This window comes from Rhabdochromatium marinum (assembly GCF_016583795.1).
GTDB classification, from domain to species: Bacteria; Pseudomonadota; Gammaproteobacteria; order Chromatiales; family Chromatiaceae; genus Rhabdochromatium; species Rhabdochromatium marinum.
Window position 1 is genome coordinate 1 of sequence record NZ_NRRS01000078.1, and the last position, 16094, is coordinate 16094.

Sequence of the window (16094 nt, forward strand, 5' to 3'; positions counted from 1 at the left end):
GGTGAAGGGGTGTAGCCGCACCACCACCGCTCGCCCACGCTGGAGTAACAGCCGAGCGCGCTTCTCCGTGCACGGCATCAGCGGGTTTTTCTGTTTGTCGAGAACAAAGACAGCCATTTCAATTCCTGCCCTTACGGGCCTGGTGACGGAGCCTCGCGGCTCGCTCCCCTCGGGAAGGTCTGCAACCGGCTCCCGCCTCACGGCAGCGATCAGAACCTTCGGCGCTTTGCCTTTCACCCGCATGATCCTGATCTTCCAGTGTCCAGAACTGAGGAAGCATTCCGGAGTGGGTCTTGGCGACCTGTTGCAAACGCAGCGGTTTTTCACCGCTTTCCCTGGTCAACCAGGCTTGTCTTCACAAGCTCCGCCCTTCAGGGCGGGGTAGTTGACGAGCCGTGATTGACCGAGTCGATGAACTCACGAAACACTTCCGGCGGTCGCACCACCCAGCCGCGAAACGGCTGCGCCAGTACACCCTCGAACAGCAGTGGTGGTTCATCCTGAGTGACATCAAGTTTGATCAGTCCGCTTTGGCCGACCAGGCTGTTGGGGTCTTGCAGGCGGGTTTCGCTGCCCCAGCGTTTCAGCTCCTTGAAAAAATCTTCGGTCTTGGCGCGGCGGTTGGTCAGCCGATCAGCCAGGCCCAGCAGCAGGGCACGTTTGTATTCGATTTCGGCGTCGAAGTCTTCATCAAAAATTGACACGCTGAAATCGGATGTTAATTGCACCATGCCGCGCACCACCAGGTAGACGAACAGGTCGTGTAGATCGCGCCAAGTATGCTGCGGCAGGGGACGGTTCCAGTCGATGCCATAGCGGATCTGGCGGGTAAAGAAGCGAAACAGATGTTGTAACACCCAGATGCGCTCGGTGTCGTCATCGGCGTAGTTGCTGCTCTGGGTGCGGTCGATTTCATGCAGGGTCTTGCGCAGGTTATAAATCATCAACAGCAGCAGGCGCTGCTCAAGGGTGTTGGCATTACCAGTGGTGGGAGGCGGTCCCTGGGGCTTGGGCAGACTGGCGATGGCCTTGAGCACTGGCTTTTTAACACAGTGCATCACGAGGATGCGCTCTTCGGCGTCCAGGGTGTCGCGGGCGGTGCGCTCCAGCTCCATCATTAAGGCCGGCAGCGCCTGACGCAGCCCGCGACTGCGCAGCGCATCAATGCGTTCGCAAATCGCGCTGGCTCCGGCAATAGGTTCTTCAAGCGCTTCACTTTCCGCGAGTAATTCGCGTAGTTCCTCGCTATCAACCTCCTTGAGCGAATAGTCCTCCTCCAGCATACTCCGCCCCGTTTCCCAACCAGAAATATGGTGTTACCACCGACCCTGGGATGCTCCCTCGCAAGTCTGACCTATGTTGTTAAGTGTTTGAAATAATTATATCTATTTGAGCTGTTTATGGCGCCAGGCTCAGACGCCAGCTGTCATCATAAACGGTCGAACCGCGACCGATGCAACAGAAATTGCGCAGTCGCTGCCACTATAGCGGCTCCTCTCTCCAATACCCAAGCAATTTAGTGCGCTTGCCTGCCGGACAGGCTGCACTTATCCAGCCGACTGGGGGCATTGGTCGGTCAGTTGTCATGAGTCCGAAGCAAAAAATGCTTGTACATCGGCGATGGATTCGGTGCGCGTCATTGGCGGCAGGCTGTTGATAAAAAACTGTCCATAGTGCTTGGTAAACACGCGAGGATCGCAGAGTACGAACAGGCCCCGGTCACTTGTATCTCGAATCAGGCGCCCGGCGCCTTGCTTGAGTGCAATCACCGCGCGTGGTAACTGATAGTCGCGAAACGGCTGACCGCCGGCTTCGCGCAGCGCATCAATGCGTGCCTGCACCAGGGGATCGCCTGGCGAGGCAAAGGGCAGTTTATCGACAATGACGCAGGACAGCGCTTCGCCGCGTACATCGACCCCTTCCCAAAAGCTGCTGCTGCCAAGCAGTACCGCATGGCCGTGTGCGCGAAAGCGGCGGATCAACTCGGCGCGCGGTGCCTGGCCCTGAACCAGTTGCGGGTAGTCGAGGGCGCCGGCCAGTTGTTCAGCGACGCGCTGCAAAGCCCGATGACTGGTAAAGAGGACAAACATACGCCCGCGCGTCACCGGTGCCAATTCCAACACCAGCTCAGCCACCCGCTGATCATGAGTCGCATCGGCCGGCTCCGGCATCTGTGGCGGTACCAGCCACAGGGCCTGGCGCGCATGATCGAAGGGGCTCTCCCAACGCTCGGTGTGGGCATCCTCCAGTCCCATCTGGCGGATAAAGTGGGCGAAAGACTCACCCACCGCCAGGGTGGCCGAGGTAAAGACCCAGGCGGCTTGCAGAGCGGCGCGATGGGCCTGAAAACTGCTGGCTACCTCAAGCGGGGTCTGGTGCAGGCGAAAACCACGCCCGCGCGCATCGAACCAGCGCACCTGTCCGCAAGTCTCCCCGGCGCCAAACAGCGCCAGCCGTTCACCGAGATCGCGGCAGCGCTCGCGATCATGGTCGAGCACCTTGGAATGCCCGCTGATGCGCTCCAGTCCCTGTTCGAGCTGTGCCAGCCAATGTGCGAGCGTTTGGCGCGCCTGTTCAAGTGGCTGCTTGGCCTGTGTATGAGCTGGCGCATTAGTCGGCGCATCGGCTGGCAGCTTCGGCCAGACCGCCCGGCGATCCTCTGTACCCAAGGCCAGGCGCAGCGCCTGCACCGCCGGGCGCAACTGCATCAGAGGTTCGGTCAGATCGATCAGGCCGGCGGCTTCGCGCGCCACATCGGCGGTCAGATCGCGGGCAAAATCGAGTACCTGATAGCTGCTCAGCGAGCGACCGAAAAACATCCCTGCCACCTCGGGCAACTGATGGGCCTCATCAATGATAAAGCAGTCCGCCCCTGGCAGCACTTCACCGAGGCCTTCCTGGCGAATCGCCATGTCAGCGCACAGCAAATGGTGGTTGATGACCACCAGTTCGGCTTCCTGTGCCTGTCGGCGTGCGGCGACCAGATGACAGTTACCCAGTTGCGGACAGTCCTGTCCCAGGCAGTTATCGGCAGTGGAGGTGACGCGCGGCCACAGCGCCGAATGCTCCGACAGACCGGCTTCGGCAATATCACCGCTGCGCGTGACCCGCGCCCAGTCCCGCACCCGTGCCAGCTCGGCATGCAGGTGTGATTCCAGCATGGACGGTTCGGCTGCGGTCAGCGCCAGGCGTTGCACACAGAGATAATTGGCGCGACCTTTGAGCAGCGCGACGCGCACTGGCGTGCCGAGCAGACGCAGAGCCAGGGGCAGATCCTGATGGAACAGCTGATCCTGCAGATTGCGGGTGCCGGTGGAGATGACCACCTTGCGCCCGCACAGCAGCGCTGGAATCAAATAGGCCAGCGTCTTGCCGGTGCCGGTGCCCGCCTCGCAGATCAGGGTGCCGGTGGTGGCGATTGCTTCGGCCACCCGGTTGGCCATGGCTAACTGTTGCGGGCGGGCCCCAAAGGCTTGGAGATGCTGGGCCAGGCGTCCGCGCGCACCAAAAATGGCGGCCAGCCCGGCGGCCACTGAGGAGGCCCCCGGGCGCTCGGACTCAGGCGCGGTGGCGCGGCTCACCTGGGAACCCTTAGCCTCCCGAGGCGCGGCGCTGCGCGTCCTGGGCGCCCTGCAAGTCGCCAGCGCGGCGGCGGGCATCGGCAATCACCCGCCAGTTGTCTTGCTTGAGCGTATCGCTGTCGCCGGAGAGGTCGTTAGCGCGGGCGGCCAGATTGGCGGCCTGGGTGGCCAGCCCCTGCTCCAGACGGACATGCGCGAGCCGGTTCCACAAATAGCCCTCGCGCGATTGCAGACGCAGGGCGCGCTCCAGTGTGGCCGCCGCTCCTGCATAGTCACGGCTCTGGCGCTGGCGCTCGGCCTGTTTGACCAGGGTGCTGACGGCCGGGGTCAGGGCTGGCGGCTGCAAGGCGGATGAGGAGGCCTGTGGCGCCTGAGTCTCGGGAGCAGGCAACGCCGGCACAGTGCTTTCGGTGCTTGGTCGGGCCGCTGCTGCTGGCGGTGCTGGTTCGGGACTCGGAGTGCTGGCGTTTGGTGTAGCGGGCGCTCCTGGCTGTGGTGCTGTTGTTTCGGCCTTGGCGACAGTGGTCGGGGCGCCCTCAGCGGCATCGGCTGCTGCTGCCGTTGTCGGCTCAGTCGGCGCCTCGCCCGGGGGTTGATAGGCATAGACCCGGGTCGGCTCGGGTGGCGGTTGGGTCTGCGGGGACGGCGCAGGCTGTCTGGCCGGTTCCGGTGGTGGGCGCCGGGCATCAACAATAGGGGCGGGTGGCTCCTGGCGAACGCTGGTGGCACAGCCGCTGAGGCCTGTCGCTGTCGCCACAAAGATCAGCAGGCCGGACAGGGAGATGAATCGCATGTGCTCAGTCATCAGTTACCATAGAAATCGCTAAGAAAAAGATTGCGCGAATCGCGATCCTCGCGCTTCGGCTTGGGTTTGGGCGGCTGGAGCGGGGCGGCCGGCTCAGCCTCCTCGGGTGAGGGGTCGCTTTGTGCCACAGCCTCACGTTTGGGCTTGGGACAGGCGGCGGTCTGCGGGAATTCGGCATTCACCGGGATGGTCAAGCCACCACAGCCTTCGGTCATTACCACCCCTTCGGGCGGGACATCGCTCAGAGACTGATTATCGATACTGGCCATGAGATCGCCCCAGACACGCAAGGCACCACTGGAGCCGGTTAGGCGGGTTGACTGGTTGTTGTCCCGACCGACCCAGACCACCGTCACCTTGTCACCGCTGAATCCGGCAAACCAGCTGTCGCGCAGATCGTTGGTGGTGCCGGTCTTGCCTGCCACGCTCAGCCCTTCGGGCAGGCGCTGCTTGAGCCAGGTCGCCGTGCCTTGCTCGACCACCTGGCGCATAGCCCATTGGGTCATGAAAGCCGCATCACCGCGAGCCACCGGCTCGACGGCGAGCGGATAGCGTGTCAGCGGTCGCCCGGAAGCATCAAGCACTTCGCGAATCGCACGCAGCGGCGTGCGAAAACCTCCGGCGGCAATGGTCTGATACACTTGGGCAACCTCAATCGGGGCCAGGGAAACCGAGCCTAGCAACATGGCCGGCACGGCTGTGATCGGTCGTGTGACCCCCAAACGGTGCAGGGTTTGCGCCACTTCATCAACCCCCAGTTCCAGCCCGAGGTTGACTGCCGCCAGATTATAGGATTTTGCCAAGGCTCGATACAGGGGCACCTGACCATGGATGCGGTGATCGTAGTTGTTCGGCTGCCAGAGGTCGTTGCCAATGCGCAGATTGACGGGACGATCCGGGATCGATGTCACCAGGGAATATTGCTCGGGGCGCTCCAGGGCAGTGAGATAGATGACCGGCTTGATGGCTGAGCCGATCGAGCGCACGGCATCGAGCGCGCGATTAAAGCCCTTGAAGGCCACATTGCGCCCACCTACCAGGGCCAGTACTTCGCCTTGGGCAACCGAGGTCACCACGGCGGCAGACTCCAGGGTGTCGGGGGGGAATCGGCGTTGTTTTTCCAGCTGGGGCAGGCGCTCGCGAATCGCCTGCTCGGCAGCGGTCTGAATCAGTGGATCCAGGGTGGTGAAGATTTTCAGCCCCTCGGAGCGCAGATCCTCTTCGCGATAGTCGCGCTGGAGCTGCCGGCGCACCAGTTGCACAAAAGCGGGATAGGCGCCGCTGGGACGCGCACCACCATCGCGCAAGCCCAGCGGCTGGGCCTTGGCCTGTTCGGCCTCGGCGAGGCTGATAATCTGGTGATGCGCCATGATGTCAAGCACCAGATTGCGCCGCTCCAGGGCCTTCTCGGGATGGCGACGCGGATTGTATTCGGACGGGCCTTTCAGGACCGCCACCAGCAGTGCGGTCTCCGCCGGGCCAAGTTCCGACAGCGAGCGATCAAAATAGAAGCGGCTGGCCAGCCCAAAGCCGTGAATGCCCCGACTGCCGTCCTGGCCCATGTAGACTTCGTTGGCGTAAGCGGTGAGGATTTCATCCTTGCTGTAGCGCAGATCCAGCAGCAGCGCCATCAGCGCCTCGTTGATTTTGCGCTTGAGCGTGCGCTCTTGGTTAAGATAAAAATTCTTCACCAGCTGTTGTGTCAGGGTGCTGGCTCCCTCCACGGTACGCCCGGCGGAAAAGTTTTTATAGGCCGCGCGCAGAATGCCTTTGGGATCGACGCCCAGATGCTGATAGAAATTGCGATCTTCCACCGCCAGCAGCGTCTTGACCAGCAGCTCCGGCAACTGGGCGCGTGTCAGCAGCACGCGATCTTCATTGTGGGTGGGATAAATGCTGGCGATCAGGGCCGGATCGAGCCGTGCCAGCGCAATACCTGGCCCTTGATCCAGGGTCGCCAGGGTGGCGACCTGGCCATCGGCAAAGGTGGCTTCCAGCAAGGCCGCGCGCTCGGCACCGTCCCAGAAGCGAAAGCCGTGGGTATAGAAACGCACCCGCTCACCGTCACGCTGGTAAGTGCCAGGGCGATCCACGCGGGTGGTGTCCAGGTATTTCAGCCGTTGCAGCTCGCCGACCAGCGCCTCGGGTGTCAGCACCCGGCCCTGATACAACTCCAGCGGCCGGGCATAGACCCGGGCGGGCAAGGCCCAGCGTTTGCCCTCGAATTTGGAGCGCACCACATGATCGAGCTGCACCGCATAGAGTCCCAGCACAGTCGCAGCGCCGACCATCAGCAGGACCGTGATGCCGAGCAGAAAGCTCCAGAAGCCGCCCGTCTGGGCGCAGGCACGGGTCGCCAGGGGACGGGCAAAACGGTAGTGCTGGATAGTCATGTGTTCAGGTATCGTCCCATAGTTACTGGCTTATACGTGCTTAGCTCTTGATGCCGACGCCACGGCGCAGCAGGTTCAGGCTGAACGCGGTCAAGACCAGAATGCAGCACCCGATCAGCGTAAAGGCAATCCACAGCGGAATGTCGCTGACACCAAGCAGTCCGTAGCGAAAGGCATTGACCATGTACAGAATGGGATTCAACAGGGACACCTGCGACCAGATGCCCGGCAGCAGATCAATGGAATAAAAGACGCCACCGAGGTACGTCAGGGGCGTGAGCACAAAGGTGGGGATAATGGAGATGTCATCAAAGCTGTTGGCAAAGACGGCATTGATAAAACCACCGAGCGAAAACAGAATGGCTGTCAGTAGAATAATCAGCAGGGTGATGCCGTAGCTGTGAATATGCAGATCCGTAAACAGCAGGCCCACTAGCGTGACGCCCACGCCAACACTTAATCCGCGCAGCACACCGCCGGAGACATAGCCTGCCAGAATGACCCAGTTGGGAGTCGGGGATACCAGCAGTTCTTCGATATAGTGTGAGAATTTGCTGCTGTAAAACGAGGACACCACATTGGCGTATGCATTGGTGATGACCGCCATGAGCACCAGGCCCGGCACGATAAAATCCAGATAAGCAAAGCCATCCATCGGGCCGATGCGCTCGCCGATCAAACGCCCGAAAATCACAAAATAGAGCGTGGTGGTGATCACCGATGGCAGCAGCGTCTGAATCCAGATGCGCAGAAAGCGCAGCGCTTCCTTAGCCACCAGAGTTTCATAGGCAACCCAATAACGCTTCCAGCGGCCGTCACTCATAGCTGACTCCTGACGGTTGCCCAGGCGTGGAGGATGTTGCGGTGTCGCTGCGATGATCGACCATATCCAGAAACAGCTTTTCGAGCCGGTTTTGCTTGTTGCGTAGGCTCATTACCTCAATGCCATAGCGCGACAGGGCCTCGAACAGGCCGCTAATGCTGTGCCCCCGGCTCACTTCCACCTCCAGCGTGCTCTCATCAATCGCGTCCAACACAAAACCACCCAGGGCCGGCAGTTCTGTCAGCCGCCCGCGCAGATTGAGCACAAAGGTCTCGGAGCGCAGCTCCTTGAGCAGATCGGCGATCTCGGCGGTGGCGATAATGGCGCCGTGATTGATAATGGCCAGATGCCGGCACAGGCTCTCCGCCTCCTCCAGATAGTGGGTGGTCAGAATAATGGTGGTGCCATTGTCATTGAGTTCGCGCAGGTAGTGCCACATGGAGCGGCGAATTTCGATATCCACCCCGGCTGTGGGCTCATCAAGAATCAATACCTGGGGTTGGTGCACCAGCGCACGGGCGATCATCAGCCGCCGCTTGAGTCCGCCTGAGAGCTGGCGCATCTGCGTCTCGCGCCGCTCCCACAGGTCGAGCTTGCGCAGATAGTATTCCGCCCGCACTCGCGCCTCGCGCCGGGGAATACCAAAATACCCGGCCTGATTGATCACCACTTCCAGCACTGGCAGAAACAGATTGAAGTTAAACTCCTGGGGCACCACACCCAGGCGTGCACGCACCTGTTCCGGTTCGCGATCCAGATCGTGCCCGAAGACTTCAACCCGGCCAGCGGTTTTATTTATCAGCGAGGTCAGAATTCCGATCAGCGTCGATTTGCCCGCCCCATTGGGTCCTAGTAACGCAAAAAAATCTCCTGCTTCGACACTCAGATCGACCCCCTTCAGGGCCTCCAGGCCGGATGGATAGACTTTTCGCAGTTGGTGGGCAATGAGCGCGGACATGACAGGGGGCAAAGCAGATCGCGGATGAGTCGTTTAAGGAGTGAGTCGTTTGAGTCAGTTCATCACAGTACCCGAGCCTGGCGGTGGCGGCAACCGAATCCCAGGGTGGGTGTCGGGCTTCTAGCACCCGGGCGTTGCGCTCAGGTCTCCCCTGTCCAGCGCATTCCGTGAACACTAAACAGACTTTCGGCATCGGTCCAGACCTGCACCGGGGTGAAGCCGGCGCGGCGCGCCAGGGACTGAAAGTCCGGGATGCTGTACTTGTAGGAACATTCGGTGTGGATGCTCTCGCCTTCGCTGAAGCTGAAGGCTTCACCGGCCACCTGAACCTGCTGCGGTGCGTTGCTGATCAGGTGCATTTCAATGCGGCTGTCCTGCGGGTTGAAAAAGGCGCTGTGATGAAAAGCGATGGGATCGAAGGTGCCTTCAAGTTCACGGTTGATACGCTCGAGAAGATTCAGGTTGAAGGCGGCGGTGATGCCTTGGGCGTCGTTGTAGGCCGCATGCAGGATGTCTTCGGGCTTGCGCAGATCGACACCCACCAGCAAATGCCCGCCAGGACCGAGGATAGTGCCAACCCGATGCAGGAAAGCCTCAGCCTCCTGGGGCTCGAAGTTGCCCACCGATGAGCCGGGGAAAAAGGCCGCGCGCGGCTGGTCGCTGTCGGTCAGCGGCAGCTCGAAGGGGCGCGAATAGTCGGCACAGGCGGCGCGGACTTCCAGCGTCGGAAAGGCGGCCGCGAGGCGCTCGGCAGAGTTGAGCAGATGCTCACGCGAGATATCGACCGGCACATAGACACGCGGGCGCAGGGCTTCGAGCAGGGTGCGAATTTTCAGGCTGCTGCCACTGCCCAGCTCAATTAGTACCACATCATGGCCGAGCAGTTCAGTCATTTCGGCGCCGTACTGGCGCAGAATGCTGATTTCAGTGCGGGTTGGGTAATACTCGGGCAGCTCGCAGATGGCGTCGAACAGTTGTGATCCCTGTTCGTCGTAGAAGAATTTGGGCGGAATGTTTTTTTCCGCTTGTGCCAGGCCGGCGAGCACCTCGGTGCGGATATCGGCTGGCTCGGGATGATAGTCGTAAAAGCTGATCTCCATTAGGTATCCTCCGCGAGGCTGGCGGCCAGGCGCAACCCGCTGAACTGCCAGCGCTCATGCGGATAGAAAAAGTTGCGGTAACTCGGGCGCAGATGGTTGCGGGAACTGGCGCAGGAGCCGCCACGCAAGACCATCTGGTTGCACATGAACTTGCCGTTGTACTCACCGATGGCGCCCGCCGCCGGGCGGTAGCCGGGGTAGGGCAGGTAAGCCGAGCCGGTCCATTCCCAGCAGTCGCCATAGAGCTGGCTCAGCTCGCCGTCGCTCTGATCAAGCGGCGCGGCGCGCGGATGCAGGCGCCCGGACTCGACAAATTCGCCCGTGATGGGCCGCTGGGCGGCAGCATATTCCCATTCCGCCTCGCTGGGCAGGCGTTTGCCAGCCCAGCGCGCATAGGCCTCGGCCTCGAAATAGCTCAGATGGCAGACCGGCAGGCTGGGGCGCAGCGGGATCAAGCCGGCCAGGGTCATTTCATGCCAGGTGCCATCGATCTGTTGCCAATACAGCGGTGCGCGCCACTGGTGCTGGCGGATCATCGCCCAGGCGTCCGACAGCCAGATGGCGGGGTTGTCGTAGGCGCCATCTTCAATGAAGGCCAGATACTCGCCGTTAGTAACCAAACGGTTGGCAAGCTGATAGGGCGCCAGCCAGGTCGAGTGGCGCGGGTGCTCATTATCATAGGAAAATCCCTCGCCGGTGGCGCCGATCTCGGTCATGCCACCCTCGAAGGTGATAAAGGACAGCGGCGCGGTGGTCTCCGGTGCGCTGAGGTCGAGATCCGCTCGATAGGCCGGGCGCAGCGGATTAAACGCCAGATGGTGCTTGATGTCGGTTAGCAGCAGTTCTTGATGCTGTTGCTCGTGATTCAGGCCAATCAGGATACGCTCGCGCGCCAGAGACCAGTCGGCGTCAGCGCACTGGGCGATGAGGATCTGCATGGCGACATCAACATGCTGGCGGTAGTCATAGACCTCGGCCACCGTTGGGCGCGACAGCAATCCGCGCTGGGCACGCGGCCAGAAACCGCTGTCGGTCTGTTCATAATAGGAATTGAACAGATAGTCAAAGCGCGGGTGAAAGGGCTGGTATCCCGGCTGCAAGGGCCGCAGCAAAAAGTTCTCGAAAAACCAGGACACATGAGCCAGATGCCATTTTGGCGGGCTGGCCTCAGCCGTGGTTTGCAGGCCATAGTCTTCAATGGCCAGCGGCTCGCACAGCTGTGCGGAGAAGGCGCGGACCTGAGCATAACGCTGCACGAGAGACTCGCGGCTTGGAGGAACGGCGGGTGCGGCTGTCTGCATGGGAAAACTCGTGTTTGGCGCGAAAAATGCGATAGTTTACCCGATTCGCGATCAGATTCGCAGGCCAGGTTGGAGACCGGACTTGAACATTGGTGAACAGACGGACACGCTAGAAAAAGGTCACCGCCACCTGAAACAGTTTTTCCACTTCCGGCACGCGCAGGCGGTCCTCGATGAACAGGATCACATGATCCTCGGACTCAATCACCAGATCATGATGGGCGATCAGTACCTGATTGCCGCGCACGATGGCACCGATGTTGGTGCCCTTGGGCAGGCGAATGTCTTCAATGGCGCGACCGACCACCTTGCTGGAGTTGGCATCGCCATGGGCAATGGCCTCGATGCCTTCGGCGACACCCCGGCGCAGTGAGTGCACCATGACGACATCCCCGCGGCGCACATGACGCAGCAGGCTGCCGATGGTGGCCTGTTGGGGCGAGATGGCCACATCAATGGGGCCGCTCTGTACCAGATCGACATAGGCCGGACGATTGATCAGCGCCATGGCCTTGCGCGCGCCCAGGCGCTTGGCCAGCATGGCGGAGAGAATATTGGCCTCGTCATCGTTGGTGACGGCACAAAACACATCTGTGTCGGCGACGTTTTCCTCCAGCAGCAGCTCTTCATCCGCCGCATCACCGTGTAGCACAATGGTGCGTTCAAGGTTTTCGGCAATGTGGCGGCAGCGGCTCAGGTCCCGTTCGATAATTTTAATCCGGTACTCGGATTCCAGCGCGCGCGCCAGTCGCGTGCCGATATTGCCGCCGCCGGCGAAGATTAACCGCTTGTAGGGTTTTTCCAGCCGGCGCAACTCGCTCATCACCGAGCGGATGTGCTTGGGCGCGGCGATGAAAAACACTTCGTCATCGGCTTCGATCACTGTGTGACCGGTGGGGTGAATGGCACGGTCCTGACGATAAATGGCAGCCACCCGCGCGTCGATGTGCGGCATGTGATCGCGCAGGTTTTTCAGTTCATGACCCACCAAGGGGCCGCCGTAATAGGCGCGCACCGCTACCAGACGCACTCGTCCTTCTGCAAAATCAGTGACTTGCAGCGCACCTGGGTGTTTGATCAGGCGCATGACATAGTCGGTCACGAGTTGCTCGGGGCTGATGCGCACATCAATCGGAAAGGCGCTGCCGTCGAACAGCTTATCCTGCTCCAGAAAGCTCGGTGCACGCACCCGGGCAATTTTGGTAGGGGTGTGAAACAGCGTATAGGCCACCTGACAGGCAACCATGTTGGTCTCGTCGCTGTTGGTCACCGCAATAATCATGTCGGCATCTTCGGCACCGGCCCGTGTGAGCACATCCGGATGGGCTCCATGGCCTTCAAGGGTGCGCAGGTCAAAGCGGTCTTGCAGCTCGCGCAGGCGGATGGGGTCGAGATCGACCACCGTGATGTCGTTGGCCTCGCTGACCAGGTTGGTCGCGACTGAGCTGCCGACCTGGCCGGCACCGAGAATAATGATTTTCATCGCCGTTCTTTAATCTCGATGCCAAGGGAACGCAGCTTGCGGTACAGATGGGTGCGCTCCATGCCGGCTTCCTTGGCCATTTTGCTGACATTGCCGTTGTGCTTTTCCAGCTGATAGTCGAGATAGGCCTTCTCGAAGGTCTCGCGGGCCTGGCGTAGCGGTTGATCGAAGGACATCAGACCGTCGAATGGCTGGCCGCTGGCCACGGGTGAGTTGCCGAGGGTGCTTTCCACTTCGCTGAGCGGAATTTCATCTCCGGCGCCTAGGATGAGGACGCGCTGCACCAGATTTTTGAGTTCGCGCACATTGCCGGGCCAGCTGTAGTTGCGCAAGAAATTCTGGGCTCCGACACTGAAGCGACGATAGCTGAGCTTCTCGTGGGTGGCGAAGTAATCGACATAATGGTTGAGTAGCTCGGGAATATCTTCGGGATGCTCGCGCAGCGGCGGAATATGCAGGGGCACCACATTGAGGTGATAGAACAGATCTTCGCGAAAGCGCCCGGCACGAACTTCGTCTTTGAGATCACGCTGGGTGGCGGCAATGATGCGCGCATCGACCGGCACCGGCTCGCTGCCGGCCACACGCAGGAAGGAGCCGGTATCCAGGGCGCCCAGCAACTGCCCCTGGGCTTCCAGGTCCATATCGGCCACTTCATCGAGCAATAGGGTGCCGCCGGCGGCCTGTTCCAGGCTGCCATAGTGGATGTGCTGGTTTTCCTCGCTGCCAAAAAGTTCGCGTGCGGCATTGCCACGGGCGATGGCTGAAGAGCCCAGATCGACAAAGGGGCGATCCTTGCGCGCGCTCTGGGCATGCAGAAAGCGCGCAAAAGTTTCGCGCCCGGTGCCCGGCTCGCCGGTGATCAGCACCCAGGTATCATGCAGGGCGATGCGCTTGACCTGTTCGCGCAGCCGCTGCATCACCGCCGAGCGTCCCACCGGCTCATGCACCTGGGGGACATGGCGGCGCAGGCCGACATTTTCCCGCGCCAGCTTGTCAGCTTCCAGAGCGCGCTCCACAGTGAGCAGCAGCTTGGCCATCGACAGGGGCTTTTCGAGGAAATCATAGGCGCCATAGCGCGTGGCTTCCACAGCGGTCTCGACGGTGCCATGGCCGGACATCATGATGATCGGGCAGGGCAGACCGTCGTCGGTTTCGGCCCATTCTTTTAGTAGGCTGATGCCATCGAGGTCAGGCATCCAGATATCGAGCAGCATCAGATCGGGGCGGCGTTCGCGCAGGGCGCGTCGGGCCGCCTCGGCATGCTCGGCTCCCATGACTACGAAGCCTTCATCTTCGAGAATTTCCTTGACGGTTTGCAGGATATCGGGCTCGTCATCGACGACAAGAATGTGATTCGCGCTCATAGTGTTTTGGTGCTTGGTGAAGAGGTGCCCGGGCCCGGGGTTGGGTCAGTCGCCTGACTGGCGTTCTGGTCAGTTTCCTGGCCTGCGTCCTGCCACAGAGGCAGTTGCGCGCGAATCCGCGCGCCCGAGGCGGTATTCTGCGCTGAAATCATGCCGCCGTGTTCCTCAATGATTTTCTTGACGATGGCCAGTCCGAGTCCCGTGCCCCGCGCCTTGCTAGTGACATAGGGCTCGAAGACATTGTCCAGCAGTTTGGCATCAAAGCCCGTGCCATTGTCTTCAATATCAATAACCACGGCGGGGGTTTCCAGTTCGTTGCGCAGGCTGGAACGCACGCGGATCTCAGCCTCGGCGGTGTTATCGAGCGCCTCAAGGGCGTTCTTGAGCAGATTGTGCATCACCTGGCGTAAGCGTTGCGAGTCGCCCCGAATCTGTGCCTCTGCGGCCTTGAGTTCAGTGATGATCCGCACATTGGTCCCTCGATAAAGTTCCAGTACATCACGCATCAGTGCATCAATGGCGAAGGGTTCGTGGCGTATCTCCGGGGTGCGGGCATAGTTGCTGAAATCATTGACCATGACCTTCATCGCCTCGACCTGCTGCACAATGGTAGTGGTGGCTCTGTCAACGATACGTGCGTCAGGCTCGTCGAGCTTTTTGAGCAGTTTATGCCGCAGGCGCTCAGCGGAGAGCTGAATCGGAGTCAGCGGGTTTTTAATCTCATGGGCCAGGCGTCGCGCCACCTCACCCCAGGCGGCATTGCGCTGGGCGCTGATCAGTTCAGTGATGTCATCGAACACCAGCACATAGCCGGTGGCCTCGGTGCCGGACACCGGCAGTCGGCTGCCACGACACATGAGCACCTGGCGACCGGCGTCGCTGAACAGGGTCACCTCTGCGCGCCAGTCAGCGGTGGTGGCAAAATGACGCCGCAGGGTGTCAGCCCAGTGGCCGAGCCAGGGATGCCGAGCTTCGAGTTCATCCAGGCTGGGCGTCGGCCCCAGCGCGGAGGCAAGCTGCAGAATACCGCGCGCGGCCGGATTGCTGGTGGTCAGGCACAGCGCCTCGTCGAAGGCGAGTACCCCGGAAGACAAGCGCCCAAGCACGGTTTCCAGATAGGCGTGGTGTGCTTCAACTTCCTGCTGGCTGCGGGCGGCTTCATCGCGCGCCTGCGCGACCTTTTTGGTCATGGCATTAAAGGATGATACCAGAGAGGCCAGCTCATCGTCGTGGGTGGGCAGCGGCAGTTGCTGCTCATAATCACCTGAGGCCACGGCACGAGTGCCGCGTGCAATGTCGGCAATGGGCGCCACCAGTCGTTGGGCGGTGCGGAAGGCCGCCAGCAGGGAGGCCAGCAGGCCGAACAGCAGCACCAGGGACAGCGTCAGGGAAAAGCTGAAATTGAGTGACTGGCGCAGATAGGACAGCTCGGTGTAGCGGTTGTAGGCATCCTCAAGCTGCGCGGCCAGCTCGCTGATACGCGCCGAGGTGGGGAAAATGGCCTGCAAAATCAGCGCGCGGGCGCGCGGGTCATTGACCAGCACGCGGATTTGCAGCTGATTGTCCGCCGTGGTTTCGAGCCCGACATAATCCGTGCCGTTGCGCACGCTTTGCATGATTTTACGCTCAGGTCGATCAGGAACCAACTGAATAGGATCGTCATTGGCTGAACCCATGACGTTACCGCCGCTGTCAAATACAGTCAGCTCCTGGGCGCCGGCTTGGCGGCGCAATTGCCCCAGCGACAGCGTCAGTGCGGTGGTCGAACGATCCTCAATGCTGGCCAGCAGCTGGGCCGCATAGCGCATCATCACTCGCTGATTGAGATCGAGGGAGGCCTGATTGAGGGTCAGGGCGTTTTCCATCGCCTGGTCGATTTCGACATCAAACCAACTGTCGATGCCGCGCAGCAGAAAACCCAGCGAGTAGTAATAGACCACCCCGACCGGCAGCAGCGAGATGAGCGCAAAGAGTGCCAGCATGCGTCCGGTGAGCCGGGAGCCAGCGGCCTGGCGGCGGTAGCGCGCGGTGAGGCGGATGATGCTGACCACCACGGTAATGGCCAGGATGACCAGGCCGATCAGCACCAGAAACAGCAGGGGCACGAAAATCCGGCTCAGGCTCTCGGAGTTTTGCACCGCATTGCTCATCAGATCAAGCGCGACCAGCAGCACCAGCAGCAGGGCGCCGATACCAAGGGTGCCGGGATGGATCAGGCGGGGGCGTTTGCGGGCCATGGGCGGGATCGGGGCGACAGGGGCGGCTGGCTGGAGACAGATGTTA

Annotated in this window: 12 protein-coding genes; all 12 read right to left on the bottom strand. The window is 61.1% G+C overall.

Annotated features, from left to right (window positions below):
* Positions 1-243, bottom strand: a 243-nt coding sequence (locus CKO36_RS20340) for an RRXRR domain-containing protein (RefSeq protein ID WP_338053505.1), incomplete at its 3' end; no start/stop codon positions are given.
* Positions 244-371: 128 nt separating this feature from the next.
* A complete protein-coding gene (locus CKO36_RS15970) occupies positions 372-1283 on the bottom strand; it encodes a hypothetical protein (RefSeq protein ID WP_200285587.1) in 912 nt (303 codons plus the stop codon).
* A gap of 300 nt (positions 1284-1583) precedes the next feature.
* Positions 1584-3581 carry a DNA repair helicase YoaA gene (locus CKO36_RS15975; protein WP_338053506.1) on the bottom strand — a complete coding sequence of 666 codons (1998 nt, stop codon included), beginning with the start codon at positions 3579-3581 and terminating at the stop codon, positions 1584-1586.
* 10 nt (positions 3582-3591) lie between these two features.
* On the bottom strand, positions 3592-4374 hold the full coding sequence (locus CKO36_RS15980) for a tetratricopeptide repeat protein (RefSeq protein ID WP_242469668.1): 783 nt from the start codon (positions 4372-4374) through the stop codon (positions 3592-3594).
* Positions 4375-4385: 11 nt separating this feature from the next.
* On the bottom strand, positions 4386-6779 hold the full coding sequence (gene mrcB / locus CKO36_RS15985; protein ID WP_200285593.1) for a penicillin-binding protein 1B: 2394 nt from the start codon (positions 6777-6779) through the stop codon (positions 4386-4388).
* 40 nt (positions 6780-6819) lie between these two features.
* Positions 6820-7602 carry an ABC transporter permease gene (locus tag CKO36_RS15990; protein ID WP_200285595.1) on the bottom strand — a complete coding sequence of 261 codons (783 nt, stop codon included), beginning with the start codon at positions 7600-7602 and terminating at the stop codon, positions 6820-6822.
* A complete protein-coding gene (locus tag CKO36_RS15995; RefSeq protein WP_200285597.1) occupies positions 7595-8560 on the bottom strand; it encodes an ABC transporter ATP-binding protein in 966 nt (321 codons plus the stop codon). The genes CKO36_RS15990 and CKO36_RS15995 overlap by 8 nt, the downstream gene beginning before the upstream one ends.
* Before the next feature lie 140 nt (positions 8561-8700).
* Positions 8701-9660, bottom strand: coding sequence for an L-histidine N(alpha)-methyltransferase (gene egtD, locus CKO36_RS16000; RefSeq protein ID WP_200285599.1), 960 nt, complete (start codon positions 9658-9660; stop codon positions 8701-8703).
* On the bottom strand, positions 9660-10961 hold the full coding sequence (gene egtB, locus CKO36_RS16005) for an ergothioneine biosynthesis protein EgtB (protein ID WP_200285601.1): 1302 nt from the start codon (positions 10959-10961) through the stop codon (positions 9660-9662). The genes egtD and egtB overlap by 1 nt, the downstream gene beginning before the upstream one ends.
* Positions 10962-11070: 109 nt before the next feature.
* Positions 11071-12444, bottom strand: a complete 1374-nt coding sequence (trkA, locus tag CKO36_RS16010) for a Trk system potassium transporter TrkA (protein ID WP_200285603.1) — start codon at positions 12442-12444, stop codon at positions 11071-11073.
* On the bottom strand, positions 12441-13811 hold the full coding sequence (locus tag CKO36_RS16015; protein ID WP_200285605.1) for a sigma-54-dependent transcriptional regulator: 1371 nt from the start codon (positions 13809-13811) through the stop codon (positions 12441-12443). The genes trkA and CKO36_RS16015 overlap by 4 nt, the downstream gene beginning before the upstream one ends.
* Positions 13808-16048 carry a sensor histidine kinase gene (locus CKO36_RS16020; RefSeq protein ID WP_200285607.1) on the bottom strand — a complete coding sequence of 747 codons (2241 nt, stop codon included), beginning with the start codon at positions 16046-16048 and terminating at the stop codon, positions 13808-13810. Before CKO36_RS16020 ends, CKO36_RS16015 begins: the two co-directional genes overlap by 4 nt.
* Positions 16049-16094: the final 46 nt, after the last annotated feature.